This window comes from Nitrosomonas marina (genome assembly GCF_900110145.1).
Classification (GTDB): domain Bacteria; phylum Pseudomonadota; class Gammaproteobacteria; order Burkholderiales; family Nitrosomonadaceae; genus Nitrosomonas; species Nitrosomonas marina.
Map to the genome: position 1 here is coordinate 95,048 of NZ_FOCP01000008.1, position 15,916 is coordinate 110,963.

The 15,916-nt window shown below is 46.0% G+C and carries 13 protein-coding genes; 6 read left to right on the forward strand and 7 right to left on the reverse strand.

Annotated elements, in window-relative coordinates; translation table 11 throughout:
* Positions 1–23: 23 nt before the first annotated feature.
* A complete protein-coding gene (locus tag BMX44_RS07515) occupies positions 24–1,259 on the reverse strand; it encodes a glycosyltransferase family 4 protein (RefSeq protein ID WP_090630619.1) in 1,236 nt (411 codons plus the stop codon).
* A 4-nt stretch (positions 1,260–1,263) separates the two neighbouring features.
* Entirely contained in the window at positions 1,264–2,322 is a 1,059-nt protein-coding gene (locus BMX44_RS07520) for a glycosyltransferase (protein ID WP_090630622.1), read from the reverse strand.
* 297 nt (positions 2,323–2,619) lie between these two features.
* On the opposite strand from BMX44_RS07520, the gene galU reads away from it, so the two are divergent.
* Positions 2,620–3,552, forward strand: coding sequence for a UTP--glucose-1-phosphate uridylyltransferase GalU (gene galU / locus BMX44_RS07525; RefSeq protein ID WP_090630625.1), 933 nt, complete (start codon positions 2,620–2,622; stop codon positions 3,550–3,552).
* Between the two features lie 47 nt (positions 3,553–3,599).
* Here galU and BMX44_RS07530 read toward each other — a convergent pair whose 3' ends face one another.
* Complete coding sequence (locus BMX44_RS07530; protein ID WP_342708030.1) at positions 3,600–4,127, reverse strand: response regulator; 528 nt, start codon at positions 4,125–4,127, stop codon at positions 3,600–3,602.
* Positions 4,128–4,165: 38 nt separating this feature from the next.
* On the opposite strand from BMX44_RS07530, the gene BMX44_RS07535 reads away from it, so the two are divergent.
* Positions 4,166–5,272: an SMP-30/gluconolactonase/LRE family protein gene (locus tag BMX44_RS07535; protein WP_090630628.1), complete on the forward strand. Its 1,107-nt coding sequence runs from the start codon at positions 4,166–4,168 to the stop codon at positions 5,270–5,272.
* 180 nt (positions 5,273–5,452) lie between these two features.
* On the opposite strand, the gene BMX44_RS07540 is transcribed toward BMX44_RS07535, so the two are convergent.
* Complete coding sequence (locus BMX44_RS07540; RefSeq protein ID WP_090630631.1) at positions 5,453–5,683, reverse strand: DUF2798 domain-containing protein; 231 nt, start codon at positions 5,681–5,683, stop codon at positions 5,453–5,455.
* Between the two features lie 436 nt (positions 5,684–6,119).
* On the opposite strand from BMX44_RS07540, the gene BMX44_RS07545 reads away from it, so the two are divergent.
* The 4 genes from BMX44_RS07545 (at position 6,120) to BMX44_RS07560 (ending at position 10,921) form a co-directional block, all read left to right on the forward strand.
* On the forward strand, positions 6,120–8,102 hold the full coding sequence (locus BMX44_RS07545; protein ID WP_090630797.1) for a cation:proton antiporter: 1,983 nt from the start codon (positions 6,120–6,122) through the stop codon (positions 8,100–8,102).
* A gap of 312 nt (positions 8,103–8,414) precedes the next feature.
* On the forward strand, positions 8,415–9,518 hold the full coding sequence (gene nirK / locus BMX44_RS07550; protein WP_090630634.1) for a copper-containing nitrite reductase: 1,104 nt from the start codon (positions 8,415–8,417) through the stop codon (positions 9,516–9,518).
* A gap of 368 nt (positions 9,519–9,886) precedes the next feature.
* Positions 9,887–10,414 (forward strand): adenine phosphoribosyltransferase, encoded by a 528-nt coding sequence (locus BMX44_RS07555; RefSeq protein ID WP_090630637.1) that lies wholly within the window; start codon positions 9,887–9,889, stop codon positions 10,412–10,414.
* A 63-nt stretch (positions 10,415–10,477) separates the two neighbouring features.
* Positions 10,478–10,921 (forward strand): DMT family transporter, encoded by a 444-nt coding sequence (locus BMX44_RS07560; protein ID WP_090630640.1) that lies wholly within the window; start codon positions 10,478–10,480, stop codon positions 10,919–10,921.
* Positions 10,922–10,952: 31 nt separating this feature from the next.
* On the opposite strand, the gene mpl is transcribed toward BMX44_RS07560, so the two are convergent.
* The 3 genes from mpl to BMX44_RS07575 all read right to left on the reverse strand — a co-directional run bounded on the left by mpl (position 10,953) and on the right by BMX44_RS07575 (position 15,757).
* The gene (gene mpl, locus BMX44_RS07565) at positions 10,953–12,338 is read right to left on the reverse strand and encodes a UDP-N-acetylmuramate:L-alanyl-gamma-D-glutamyl-meso-diaminopimelate ligase (protein WP_090630643.1); all 1,386 of its coding nucleotides are present in this window, start codon (positions 12,336–12,338) and stop codon (positions 10,953–10,955) included.
* A 64-nt stretch (positions 12,339–12,402) separates the two neighbouring features.
* Positions 12,403–14,391, reverse strand: coding sequence for a glycosyltransferase (locus BMX44_RS07570; protein ID WP_090630646.1), 1,989 nt, complete (start codon positions 14,389–14,391; stop codon positions 12,403–12,405).
* 55 nt (positions 14,392–14,446) lie between these two features.
* Positions 14,447–15,757, reverse strand: coding sequence for a glycosyltransferase (locus BMX44_RS07575; protein ID WP_177167705.1), 1,311 nt, complete (start codon positions 15,755–15,757; stop codon positions 14,447–14,449).
* Positions 15,758–15,916: the final 159 nt, after the last annotated feature.

The window sequence follows — 15,916 nt, forward strand, 5'->3', positions numbered from 1 at the left end:
ATCTCGCAAACATTCATGACATATCAATTCAGAAACCTCACGCCAAGCGACTGATACAAGCTGCACATATTCTCAAGGTAACGGTCGACCGTGAATGCAGACGTGGCAAAATTGTGAGCGGCACGTCCCATTTCTTCCAATCGAGAGTCGGCCATTGACTCAAAATCTTGCAGCAGTTCACTTAACGCTGCTACGTTACCGGTTTCAAACAGGAAACCCGTTTCACCCGGCTTGAGCATTTCCGGAATGCCGCCTATCCATGAACCAATTACAGGTTTTCCACAGGCATATGACTCGAGTATACTAATCGGCGCATTTTCATACCATTGAGACGGCAGCACGACAGCACGGGCATGTTGTATCAACGACTTCAATGTATCGCCGCTGCGATACCCAAGAAACTCGATTGTATTGCAGCCTTCCGGAACAAGTCGGTGCAATTTTTTTTCATCTGGCCCTGTTCCCGCCAGCTTTAGTTTAACCCCGGTCATTAAGGCAGCCTTAATGAGTGTATCCACGCCCTTTTCGGGCGCCAGCCGGCCAAAATACAAGAAATACTCACCTGCTTTGTATTGCGGCGCGTAGGATTGATAGTGGATAAAATTCGGAATGTAAACAAGTTTGTTTGGATGCCAGCCCCATTCGATTAATTTGGTTCGATAAAACTGGCTGGGAGTAATAATCTTGTCGAGATTCTTTTTATATAATCCGAGCAATTTATGCGCACTTGACTCGACACTAACCAGCATGCTTGCCGCCAATGAGTCGTGAATACACCGGTTCTTCACAACATGCCATAAATTTCCATCTTTACAGCGCTCACAAACACCTGTTTTATTGAGCATCTTATATGCTGGACAGGCAAGCTTCAAATCATGTGCAGTCATGACTGCTGGAATACCCGCTTCGCTGAGGACGTTCAAAACCGATGGCGACAGATGATGATAAATACAATGTGCATGCGCAATATCCGGACGTACATGCTGAATAAGTCTTTTAAGGTTTGCACTGGCTTCCCACGAATAGATCACTTTTCCAGCCATAACTATCTTTTGTAATATGCTGTAATTATTACCGAATTCTAATTCATCGACAAAATATTGCTCCCATTCCGATACTTCGTTTTTCGGGTGACGCATGGTAAAGGCCACCGTATTCCACTCAAGCTCCTGAAACAGTTTCTGGTGGTCAAAAAAAACCGCATCAGACCCGCCACGCCTGTAATTATAGGTATTCAGTGACAGTAAGGTATTTTTCAATTTGTCACCTGATGCCGCATAGGTAGGTAAAAAGATGATCCACGATTCTGTGCCATTGATAATTCTGTACCGATTTTCTGATTTTTTCAGAAGAAAACTGGTTCATCTTTTGTATCATGATTTGGATACCTGCGCATACATCATGAGGTGAATCCCCAATAAGCACACCATTTTCAGAATTGATAATCAGTTGATTTGCTGCCGTTCTGGTTCCGATAACCGGCATACCCGACATAAGGTATTCATATGTCTTGGTAGGTGGCTGTGCATCAAAATACGGTGTCAGCGGAATATAGGACAAGCCAATATTGTGCGTATCAAATAATGGTTGCAACTGATCATGCGGCACCCTGCCGGTGAATACAACAACCCCGTTGATCCCGCAACGTTCTGTTTCGGTCATCAGTTGACCAAGCTGGCCAGGTGAACCATCGCCAACAATTGTTAGAATAATTTTCCCAATCGCTTTGGTTTGCGCAAAATATTCCTGTAATCCGTAGATAACATTTTCCAGATTTCTGTTGTATAAAGTACCGACGTACAATATTCTGATGTCATTAAAGACTTTTTCAGTCGAAGAAATCGTTTCAGCACCCAGTGGCAGAATTTTAGCTGATTTTTCCAGCCCCAGCTTTTTAGACAGCCCGCCGGATATGACCGTGATGTTATTAAAAAACAAAGCTTCAATTTTCAGGACAGTATCGTAAAATTTACGCACCAGTCTGTTTTTTTCCACTGAGCCCGTTCGAATATCAAGAACCATCGGATTGTCAGGACGCAGCAATCTCAAAATCCATGACACAAATTTGAAATATTTAATAAATACAATGTCATTATTATTTCTGGTTTGATGCCAGAAAGTATTCAGAAAACGGATAAGACGGACAGGGCCGCCCTGTCGACTGACAGAAATGACTTGTATACCGTCCATGTCGATTGGAGAAAAACCCAGATCCCATCCGATATAGGTTACATGACATCTGTTCTTCAGATACTTGCAGTAATAGTATGTATCAATATGATAACCGAACTGCGCTGTAGAAATTATGACGACACGGGTCACTGGCTGATTACAATGTACAACGAGAAAGTATTATCGATAAGTTTAGCATTAGTACGCAGACTGCACATGCGACAATTTGTCACGTTTCGGAAAACACCATAACCATGTAGAATCAGGTTTGTCTCAGTTATCGATGACCGCTGTTTATTCGGATTGATAACATGGAAGCATACAGACTTGCATACTGCTGTATTGATGGCTTTTTAAAATCTGGATTGGGTAATCATTTATCCAGACATTTAATCAATACAAACGATATCAAACCAAGCTAGTTGATAGTCTCCAGGAGCCATACCAATGCGTAACAAACCTTCCAAAACGATCACAAAAGCCGTGTTTCCAATAGCTGGCCTGGGTACACGGTTTCTCCCGGCAACCAAGGCTTCACCCAAAGAAATGCTCCCTGTTGTAGATAAGCCACTGATTCAATATGCTGTGGAAGAAGCATATGCCGCGGGGATTCGGCAGATGATTTTTGTCACCGGGCGTACAAAACGGGCTATTGAAGATCATTTTGATACAGCTTACGAACTTGAGTCAGTACTGGAGTATTCACAAAAACAACAACTGCTTGAATCCGTTCGAAACGTCACCCCTGATGACATGCATTGCATGTACGTCAGGCAGAACCGGGCGATGGGTTTGGGTCACGCCATACTGTGTGCAGAAAAACTGATTGGTGATGATGACTTCGCTGTAATTCTGGCTGATGACTTTATGATCGCAAAGAAGCCGGTCATGGCGCAAATGGTTGAGCAGCATCAGTGGCTGCAAAAAAGCATTATTGCAGTGCAGCATGTCACGCGCAGCCAAACCAATCTGTATGGTATCGTCAGTGGATCAGAAGTTCATTCAGGATTACTCAGATTGAATAACATTGTTGAAAAGCCCCAACCAGACGAAGCGCCAAGTACAATGGCTGTTGTTGGCAGATATATTTTGACAGCAGCCATTCTCGAAGAATTAAAAAAACAATCACCCGGGATTGGCGGTGAGATTCAACTGACCGATGGTATAGCGAGTTTACTCAGAAAGGAACATGTTTTCTCTTATCATTTCGATGGCATGCGTTATGACTGTGGCAGCAAAATTGGTTACTTGAAAGCTGTTGTGGATATGGCGAGCAATCATCCGGAAGTCAGCGAACCGTTTAACCGATGGCTTGAAAACAAAATTCATTCTGCACAAAGCAGCACAACCGGGAAAAATGAAATTGATTACGCCGTATAAGAATTACATTTAACTGCAGCGCGTCAATTGCCAGGCCAGATTCAGTCTCATGACACCTGGTTTTTTTGATTTCTGGCTATCAGTCCCAGTTTTTCCGACAACACAGTAGCAGTAAATGGTCTGGTCAGAATGCCATCTGCACCCGCCTGTACAGCATCGAGAATATCCTTTTTCTTTACTTCAGCTGCCACCATCAACACTGGCACTTTTTTTAATTTTTCTACAGCCCGGATTTTTCGTAATACCGTCAACCCATCCATTGCAGACATGTACCAGTTCGAAATAATGAAATCAAAATCACCCGATAGTAATTTCTGTAGCGCAATCTGTCCGCCGTTCGCCTCATCCACATTAAGGAAACCCATATCTTTGAGTATAGGCTTAATCTGTATCTGCTTATTCGCAATATCATCAACAATAAGAAACTTTGTATGAATACTCAACATATCAATTTCCATGAAAAAATTTAATCTTACCGAAGAATCGATCCAGATTCGTGTGAGAAAATTCACAGATGATAACATTTCACCGAGTATGCTCCACCCGTAAAAGTTGACTTTAAGTGTCTTGACCATGCCACATCCGCTAGCATCTCTTGTACAATTGTAGGCTTATGAAAAAAATTCTTGCTACCCTGCTTATCACACTGACTGCTTATTTCATGTTCTGGCCTGTACCGATCGAACCGGTAAGCTGGAACGCACCCGGTGCGCCCGGCTATACCGGCCCTCATATATCAAATGACCGGCTTGCCGAATTGCAGCTAATTACGTTGAACGACGAAGAAGGCCCGGAACATGTCGCGATGGGCAATGATGGAAAACTGTATGCCGCGGTCGCAAGTGGAAATATCCTGCGTTTGAATCCGGACGGCACAGAGCTGGAGATTTTCGCTTACACCGGTGGCCGCGTATTGGGTTTTGATTTCGATAGAGACGGCAATCTCATTGCTGCCGACGCTATGCAAGGTATTCTTTCCATTTCGCCAAATGGAGACGTAACGATGCTGGCAGATCATGTCCACAACGACCTGATCCGATATCCCAACAGCGCGGTTGTAGCAAGTAATGGTATGATTTACATCACAGACTCCTCAGGTCGTTTCGCACCTTCCGACTGGGGTGGCACGTTTGAAGCAAGCATGCTGGATATTGTCGAACAGTCGGCTACCGGGCGCGTATTGGAATATAACCCGAAACTCAATCAAGCTCGTATTGTCGCCAGAGGATTGAGCTTCGCAAACGGCATTGCGTTGTCAAGCGACGAGCAAACCCTGTTTGTCAATGAAACCGGCCGTTATCGTGTATGGAAAATAGCAGTAAGCGCTGACAATCTCGACATCAGTCAGCAATCGCCGCTAGCAAGCATTCTTTTCGACAATCTGCCAGGATATCCTGACAATCTGATGCGCGGAGATAAAAACAGAATCTGGTTGGGTTTTGCCAAGCCACGAAATACAATGATTGATTTTATGGCTGATAAACCACTGCTGCGTAAAATTGTGCTGCGTTTACCGCGTATTTTCTGGCCCATGCCAGAAACCTATGGACATGTTATGGCATTTTCCGAGGACGGTAAAATCCTGCTTGATCTGCAGGACCCCACCGGGGCATATCCCGAAACAACGTCTGTTACCGAGACAGAAAACAGACTGTACATCCAGAGCCTGCACGCAAACAGTTTGGGCTGGTTAGCAAAAAAAGCCGTTTTAGGAAACTGAAAAAACATTAAATTTTATGTATTGACTTGCAAATCAATTTCATATTTCTCCAGAATAACTGTTCAGTCTATCCTCCGCCAGCTTCAAAAATCAGGACAGCCTGCCTCGACATTAAAACACTCGTAGGCGCCCTGTCACATCCTGTCTGGGTTTATCCAAGAAAAAAAGATACTGCATAATCTAATTCCAGATTCCCACAATCAATTCGGCAGCACGTTTCAAAAATGGAGAAATCAGTAACAATATACCGAAACCAACCGGAAAAGCGATGCTCCATGAATAAAGCCATTCTTCTATATATTCATTTGAAAAACCAAGATTGACTGCAGTAACTGTTGCTGATACGCAACCTGTCATTACTGCGGACATCATCAGGCTATAAATCAAATGGAGTAAAAGTTTTTGTTTCATGGCGATCTCAGTTTTCGATACAGGCTACTCGGAAATCATCTCGATATACAATATATGTGTAAATTGACACAAACAAAACCCATCAGACGGAATCCACATCAATCTGCTCCCCGGCATCCGGTTCGCATCCATCACTGAAAAAACCGATGGCCAGCCTGAGTCACCGCTTTTAACCGATTTGATCATATCAAATAACTATTACATATCAAGTTTGGTCTTTAAAATTCTTGTACTGCAACTCCTGCGGGCGTAGTACAAATCAGAATAATCCACTCAGTAATAACCGGCTTTACCTGACAGGAAACAGTAAACATACGCAAATTTATTTTTTTGATATGATAGGTTTACATGGTTGTTACGCAACGATGACTCATACTACCGTGCAAATCAACAGAATGTCGTTACCGGCTCACGACTTTTCAATACCTTATCATTCATGACAGACTCACTTTTACCCATACTGATTCTACTATCGACTGCAGTGTTTGCAGTCGTAATTTTCAGACTGCTCCGCCTCCCTCCAATGCTGGGATATCTTTTATCCGGCGTGCTGATCGGTCCACATGCTCTGGGCTGGATACCCGATAATGAAGAGACTCGTCATCTTGCAGAATTCGGAGTTGTTTTTCTAATGTTCAGTATCGGCCTCGAATTCAGTCTGTCCAAGCTGGTTACCATGAAACGCATCGTCTTCGGATTTGGCACTTTACAGGTTGTCATCAGCATTATTATCGTCATGGCGATCGCCTGGTTACTCAAATTAGACTGGCGCGTTGGTCTTGTCATAGGGGGCGCGCTGGCAATGTCTTCCACAGCAATCGTCATCAAAATGCTGTCCGAACGGCTAGAGTTAAATACACTGCATGGCAGACAGGTAATCGGCGTATTGCTGTTTCAGGATTTGGCGGTTATCCCACTGTTGATCGTTATCCCGGCATTGGCTACCTCATTCGAAAACGAATCCATCGAATACGGCAACGTGCTTGCAGTTGCCGCACTGAAAGCTCTGGCTGTACTGACACTCATTTTATTTTTTGGTCAGCGCCTCATGCGTCCCTGGTTTCATGTAGTTGCACAGCAGAAATCCTCGGAATTGTTTGTTTTAAATGTTTTGCTAATTACGCTTGGCCTGTCCTGGCTGACCGAACTGGCAGGTTTATCATTGGCGCTGGGTGCTTTTTTGGCAGGTATGCTGATCTCTGAAACCGAATATCGTTATCAGGTTGAAGACGACATTAAACCATTCCGCGATATCTTGCTGGGCCTGTTTTTTGTCACCATCGGCATGCTGCTAGATATTCAGGTGGTGATCGATAATTTTCTATGGGTGGCCGTGATTCTCACCGGCCTGATTATTCTAAAAATAATCCTGATTACGGGCCTGTCTCGACTGTTTGGGACACAACCCAACATAGCACTTCGCACCGGAATGAGCCTGGCACAGGGCGGCGAATTCGGTTTTGTTCTGCTGGCACAAGCCACGATGCACGGACTGATTGATAATGCCATACTGCAGCCAGTTTTGGCGGCCATGGTACTGTCAATGCTGTTCGCACCCTTCATGATCGAATACAGCGAGCGCGTCATACAGCGGCTTTATACATCCGAGTGGATGCAACGCGCAATGGAAATCACCACCATAGCCGCACAAACGATAGCGGAGCAAAATCACGTCATTATTTGTGGCTATGGAAGAAGTGGGCAGAATCTGTCTCGCATACTGGAGCAGGAATCTGTTCCCTTTATAGCGCTGGATCTCGATCCGCGCCGAATTCATGAAGCCAAAATGGCCGGAGAAGCTGTTGTGTATGGTGACGCAGCACGCAAAGAAGTATTGATAGCCGCGGGTGTACTGCGCGCAAAAGTTCTGGTCGTCAGTTATGCAGACACTGTTTCTGCACTCAAGATTTTAAACCATGTCCGTATATTGCGGCCCGAGCTAGCTGTCGTTGTACGGACGCGCGACGACTCAGACATTGATTTATTGAAAGAGGCTGGCGCCACCGAAGTGGTTGCGGAAATCCTCGAAGGCAGCTTAATGCTGGCATCTCATGCATTGATGTTCATGGATGTGACTACCGGTCGCATTTTAAGACGTATCCGTCAGACACGTGAACAGCGTTATAGTCTTTTTCGCGGTTTTTATTACGGCGTAACGGATGAAAGTGATGAAGGCCATGAGCGTTTGCTGCCCAGATTACTGACCATCACAATCACACCCGGCGCTGCTGCCGTCAGTAAAACACTCGGCGAACTTTGTCTGCTTGATTTATCAGTTGAAGTAACCGCGGTCAGAAGGCGGAATATCAGAGGTTTGCTGCCGTCGGATGAAACCCGGCTTGAAGCCGGCGATGTCGTGGTTCTCAGAGGAACGCAGGAGAATCTGGCTGCAGCGGAAATCCGTCTCATGCAGGGATAAAACGACACCAACGGTGCAGTATGCAATCGTGGCGCAAATATCACACTGAAATCCTGTGCCGCCACAAGTAACCCTACTGCCAACATGCCCTTTTTTAAGGGTTTTTTTCAATTTTATTCAGCGTACAGACATGGACAGCCTCACTGCGAAAGTGTATAGTCTGCGTTCCGCCCTTTGCTCTTTGAAACTTTGAAAAAAGGGCAGGTGTCTATGTATTAGGTTTGTAGATATTTATCATTTGCGAAAATGATACATCGACAGATAAGAAGGCGTATATAACAAGCGCAAAATTTATCATTTATGGAGGGAGATATGATTAAAGCTGTTCAAGCTGTTTTTGGACTGGGATTGTTATGTTTTGCCGCTACACAAGCTGCTGTAGCCGCAACCGACATCTCAAAATTACCGCGTGTAAAACAGGAACTGGTGGCACCACCTGCAGTTCCAAAGCACGATCAGGTAGCTAAAGGCGGACCAAAAGTCGTTGAAGTCCGTATGGAAACAAAAGAAGTACTCATGGAAGTTGCTCCTGGCGCAAATGTCTGGGCACTCACGTTTAACGGTTCTGTTCCTGGTCCACTGATCGTTGTACACGAAGGAGACTATGTTGAACTGACACTGGTTAATCCAAAAGAAAGCACACTCGCACATAATGTGGATTTTCACGCTGCGACTGGTGCACTGGGTGGCGCCGGCCTGACCCTGATTCAGCCTGGTGAAGAAGTTGTTTTACGCTGGAAAGCGGTTAAACCTGGCGTTTTCGTATATCACTGCGCACCGGGTGGAACAATGATTCCATTCCACGTTATCTCCGGTATGAATGGCGCAATTATGGTATTGCCGCGTGACGGCCTGAAAGACGCTGAAGGCAAACCATACCGCTATGACCGCGCATACTATATTGGTGAACAAGATTACTATCTGCCTAACGATGGAAAAGGTAAATTCAAAGAATTCGCATCTCCAGCTGCCGGCATGCACGAAATGCTTGAGCTGGCTAAAGGCCTGATTCCTACACACGTTGTATTTAACGGCGCAGTAGGTGCAATTACAGGCGACAATGCATTGTCAGCCAAAGTCGGCGAAAAAGTACTGTTTGTCCACTCACAGGCAAACCGTCCTTCCTATCCGCATCTGATTGGCGGTCATGCCGATCTGTACTGGGTAGGTGGTTCATTCAGCGACAAGCCTCTGACCAGCCAGGAAACATGGATTATTCCAGCTGGTACAGCAGTTGCTGCAGCCTATGAATTCCATCAGCCAGGCCTGTATGTATACCTCAGTCACAATCTGATTGAGGCTGTTCTGATGGGTGCTGCCTTACACATGAATGTCGAAGGTGAATGGAACGATGACTTGATGACTCAAGTCAAGGCTCCGGACAGCTTTGACGCCAAAGCAGCTATGGATCACTAAGCAATATACCCGCATTACTGTATATTGATTTAATGATTTAGCCCGAACGGCTCCTTCCGACAGGTTGGAGCCGTTTTCTATTTGCAAGTCGCAGGAAATACAATCAGTGATTCATTGCAATAAGCCAAACCAGTATCGATACCACCGAAAACAATTGATAACGGATAACGGTCGCAAACCAAAATGCAGGTTTTCTAAGAAGAAGCCTTGGATTATGACTTTTAGATTTCTTTGTATTTAAAGCCAATAACCTGCACTCTTCTGAATCCATCAAATCACCCTGACAGGGATGCACTGTTTGCTGGTTAACCTTCTATTGGCTTCATAAATCTCTTTATTACTAACTTTCCAGGTTTTCCAACATATTTATGCCAATTAAATCCCGTATTCGCACAATTCCCCACCACCCTCACCCGGGAATTATGTTTCGCGACATTACCACGCTGCTAAAAGATCCTGTCGGTTTGCGCACAACTGTACAAGAAATCGTAAAACGCTATCAGTCACAACACATCAATAAGGTTGTCGGTATTGAATCGCGAGGATTCATTATTGGCGCACCCGTGGCGTATCAGCTTGAAACCGGTTTTGTTCCGATACGAAAACAAAACAAGCTGCCGGCCCAAACTGTCGGCCGTGACTATCAGCTGGAATATGGCAGCGACCGTATTGAAATCCACGTCGACGCCATTCAATCTGGAGACCGGATTTTGCTTGTCGATGATTTAATCGCTACCGGTGGTACAGCCGAGGCTGCTGTCAGATTAATCCGGGAGATGGGCGGCGAAGTGATTGAGTGCTGCTTTGTAATAGATTTACCAGATGCAGGTGGTCGTAAACGACTGGAACAATTGGGCTGCAAGGTATTTTGTTTATGCGAATTTGATGACGACTAACCCATAGTAAAACCGGAATAAAACAGCTATATATACAATTGCAGCATTTATGCATTGCCTGTCATGAATCACACCGCATATATCCTCGTCGCCCTGGTTGTTGGCGTACTCATATCGTTTCAACCGCCTATCAATGCGTCAATGGCAAGAATACTTGATAGTCCGCTGTTTGCCGCAACGATTTCCCTGTTTATCAGTTGCATGCTGATGATGGTGCTGTGGCTGCTCAACGATGGCGGAAAAAATACAGCACAAATTACCGCGCTGCCGTGGTGGATAGTTATCGGCGGCATAGCCGGTGCTGTTTTTGTCACAAGCAGCATTATTATTGCGCCTGTACTCGGTATGGCTGCATTTGTTGTCTGCATCATTGCAGGACAGCTGATTGGTTCGATTGTTATTGATCATTTCGGATTAATAGGTATGGATACAAAAACTGTCAGCATGCAAAAAATTCTTGGACTGATCCTGATACTTATCGGAGTCATACTGGTACGGGCAGACTGACGCCCGCTATCGGACCCGCTGGCTACTGTCTTCAGGCGTTGGCACGTTTGAGTTGCATCATTAATTTTTCATGAATACCACCAAAACCGCCATTGCTCATAATTAAAACATGATCACCGCTCACTGCGGAATCGGCAATTTCTGAAATAAGCTGTTGCAACTCTCTGAAACACTTTGCTTTCTTACCTATAGTTGCCAACGCCTGCTCCACCCACTCGGCATCATGGCTATAGCAGAATACAACATCGGCACCGTTAAGACTGCTGGCCAGTTTTTCTCTCCATACGCCCATTTTCATGGTATTTGATCGTGGCTCCAGTACTGCAAGTATACGTGCATCACCAATATGATCGCGCAATCCATCGATTGTTGTCTGAATCGCAGTTGGATGATGCGCAAAATCATCATATACCGTAATATTATTGGCAACACCGCGCTTTTCCATACGGCGTTTTACGTTTTTAAACTGACCCAAGGCTTCGATGCCCGTACTGACCGGAACACCCGCGTGCCGTGCTGCAGCAAGTGCCGCCAGAGCATTGGCACGGTTATGCTGTCCCAGCAAATCCCACTGCAGCACACCTTGTAGTTCGCCCCTGAAGAATACTTCTGATACGCTCTCTTTTTGGATGACCATATCCCACCCTGCCTGAGTACCAAACCGTTCAACCGGGGTCCAACAACCCAACTTCAACACTTGATCCAGATTCTGGTCATTTCCGTTTGCAACAATCATTCCCTGGTTTGGTACAATCCGGACAAAATGATGAAACTGGCGAATAATTGCAGGCAGGTCATCAAAAATATCGGCATGGTCGAATTCCAGATTATTTAAAATAACAGTTTTGGGACGATAGTGAACGAATTTTGACCGTTTATCAAAAAATGCCGTATCATATTCGTCTGCCTCTATCACAAAAAACGGTGAAACCTCGCGTACTGCTGAAGGCGGTACTGACGGTATCGCGCCAATACGTGCCGACGTACCGAAGTTCTCTGGAATACCGCCTATCAGAAAACCTGGATGCATACCGGCATATTCCAGAATCCATGCCAGCATTGAACTCGTAGTTGTTTTCCCGTGCGTGCCTGCTACCGCCAATACCCAACGGGTATTTAAAATGTTTTCAGAAAGCCACTGCGGCCCCGAAATATATGGCAAATTCTGATTCAGTATCTCCTCCATCAGCGGATTACCACGCGTAACGACATTGCCAATAACAAAAATATCCGGCTTGAGCTGGATCTGATCCGCTGAAAAACCTGATATTAACGAAATTCCCAGAGATTCCAGCTGGGTACTCATGGGCGGGTAGACATTTTGATCGCACCCGGTAACAGTATGGCCAGATTCTTTTGCAATGGCGGCTATGCCCCCCATAAAAGTCCCACAAATTCCAAGGATATGAATATGCATGGTTATTCTTTAGTTTTTATACAATCTATGTTCATTCGAATGTAATATTAACGTATTGTACGGATTATTTCCGGTTGTAATAAATGGTATACAGTTTTTGCGTCACATCACGTTTTAGTAAACGATTCCAACGGAACACGGCCACGAGTTTTACAATTAACCAGATACGTTTCAGGCTTCCCTGTTGCCATTGTCGCGCTGAATTATGAATACCTCCATCCAGTAACACAGTACGGCCAACCCTCATCATACGCAGACTGAGTTCTACATCTTCCATCAGCGGATAGCCTGGAAAACCACCTGCCCGATAGATGGCAGCTGTCCGGAAAAACTGCCCCTGATCGCCAAAACTCGCTCCACCTAGCCTTGCACGTGCATCATTGAGCATTTCAATGACAAGCAGGTATATACCTGAACCGACAAATCGCTGCCCGACTGCTCCGCCAACAAGATCCGGATTGCGCTGCAATACATTTAGGATTCGTTGACTAACCTGCTCTTCACAAACGCTATCGGCATGCAAAACCAGCACCACATCCGAATGTGAACGCCCGACGCCTGCCAGTATTTGTGTCCCTCGTCCAGGCTGACTGTTCACCACACAAGCACCCATTTGCCGGGCAAGCGCCGGAGTCTGGTCAATCGAACCGCCATCGCACACAATAACTTCATCAGCAGGGGGATTCAGAGAATAAACCGCCTCCAGACAATCCTTGATCCGGTCTTGTTCGTTCAGCGCGGGTACGATGACCGCCAGCGTTTTGGGTATTCCCCAGTCTGTCTCCGGTTGCAGTCCGCGCACTGCAATAAACCGCAGCTCATACACCAGCACCAACAAAAAAGGCAACCACATCCACCACATGGCCCACTCTGGCAAATGCCATTCTGCTTCCTGCTGCACACTGTATAGCGATACGAAATACAAGCCACTGGTTAGACTCAAAACCAGCCATGATAAAGCGGGATACAATACAACAAATGGGATAACCCACAAAATGTACCAATAATGCACAACGGGTGAAAGCAACACCAGCGCCGAAATTAACAGATAAGCAGCTTTGACCGGGTTTTTGCTCATACGTATGATGCATATCATTACCAAACCAAATAAGGCCGCGACAATAAAGACCGGCCAAACGGCTTGGCCTTGCAGTGCAACATTAATTACACTGTGCACCGGACCGTTGAATGCATTCATTCCACCAAATTCCCACAACCCCTGCAGCATATTGTGCAATGTGCCCAGAAAATATAATGAGGGTAGCAGCAGCGGAACAAGCAGCAGCCAGCTATATCGCCAGTTACAGTGCCAGAGAAATAGTGGTATCAGTACAATGGCAATTACCTTGATCTGGATGGCAATGCCCAGGCATAGCCATGCCCCGGCATATATGCGCCTGTCGGCACAAAATACTGATAACAAGATCGCCAGTATCATCAGCACATCAAAATGCGCCTCGCCTGCGAACGCGTACAGCGTTAACGGGTTCAGCGCATAAATTAAAACATTTCGCACATCCAGGGCATATTGCCTGAGCATGAGCATCAACAGGGCCACTACGCACAGGTCGGCGATAATAAATACCAGTTTAAACGCCCATGGCGAATAAGCCAAACTGCTGACGGCCGCAAATACCAACTCTGCCAACGGTGGATACGCTGTCAGCTTGTCCCTGTGATTCATTTTTTCCCAGTAGGCATCACGGTACACGGCATAATGCGCATGGTCAGCCACAAACTGATATGGACTCTCTCCTGCCCTGACGATCTTTCCTTCCCACAAATAGCGGTATACATCATCAGACTCAGGCACGCCAGCCATCAACATTCGCGCACCCAGTGATATCAGCATGATTACTACAATTTTCCGGTTAATGGAAAATCCGTCCGGGAAGCTTAACCAGGCGCCCATAAATCCTGTAAACAGAAAACAGTAGGATACAATCGTCAGCGACGCCCTGTCTGCAACGGCCCAGGGCGTCCAATGCAGTATTGCTGCAAAAACAACCAGTACCAGCGAACCAGCGAAGCCAACCATGCGAATATGAGTCATCGCTTCAGCCGTCTATGCAATTGATAATTGTATTGATCAGGTTGGGTTTTGCGCTTTATGAATCGTTCTGAATCCCTTCTCTGAAGGAACAAAAACCCACCCATAGGAAACCGCACGCATAAATCAGCAAAAACGGTCCGACCATATAATGCTCTGCTTCAAGATAGATAACAAGACTCAGCGCACAATACAATCCCAGGATTATTTCGAGTACTGGTAATACTGGCGCTTTTACACGGTAGGCCCGCAAACGCCTGTCCGATTTGCCCAGATCACTGTTGCCGCTTTTTGGAGTGCGTACGAAACCGCTCTTCATGTTGAAAATCGCTTCAAAGACCGCGCGCGTATTTGACAGCGCAATGCCCACTCCAACGCACATCAATGCCGGTAGAAAAAACAATTTTTTTAAACCTGCCCGAGTAGCAACCTGGCTGGTTACGTACAGCGTGTTGGGCCCGCAGACCGCAACCAGAATACACAACATAAAAAAAATCATCAATTGCCAGGGAATCTGCATATCCAGCGTTAATAATACGGGTAGGGTCAGCATGGACAGAAGCGTCATAATCGGGTGAATGCTGTAATGCGTTAAGTGCAAAAACGCCTGGATTTTGGCCACCGTGGGGGCCTGTGAATGCAATACCCGTGGATAAAGCTTGATAGCCGTCTGTATAGAACCTTTCGCCCAGCGGAACTGCTGGCTTTTAAACGCTGTATAGGACTGGGGCAGTTCGGCTGGCACAACGACATCGGCAAGAAAACCAGCACGCCAACCGGTCAACTGACAGCGGTAAGATAAATCCATGTCCTCAGTCAGTGTATCCGCCTGCCAGCCACCCGCGTCTTTGATAGCAGCTTTACGCCAAAGCCCCGCTGTACCATTAAAGTTCATAAAGAATCCACTATAGGCGCGTGCGCTTTGTTCAATCATGAAATGCCCGTCTATCCCGAGGCCTTGGGCTTGCGTCAGAACAGAATGGCCTGCATTGAGATGCCCCCAGCGCGCCTGCACAAAAGCAAGCCCGCTATCGGCAAGCAGAGGCGGCACCATTCGCTTCAGGAAGTTATCTGGCGGAACAAAATCGCTGTCAAAAATCGCGATAAGTTCGCCTTTGCAAATCTGCAGTCCCTCCTGGAGTGCACCAGCCTTGTATCCCTGGCGGTTTTTGCGCCTGATCACGTGTATGTCCACGCCAGAAGCGCGTAACGATGTCACCACCGCATCGACAATCAATCTGGTCTCATCGGTTGAATCATCGAGAATCTGGATTTCGTGCCGTGACACCGGATAATCCATCGCAACGACCGCCCGAATAACACGTTCAGCTACATTTGCCTCGTTATACAACGGAATTTGCGTGGTCACATGTGGCAACTGCTCCGGGGTGACATTTACAGTACGCTGCGAATCTGTGTACCGAGAAACGTTGGGGCGCGTATTCCAGAAACACCACACCATGTAATAACAATTCACTCCATAGGCAAACAGTGTCAAAATGCAGAGAACATAAATACTGAATAATAA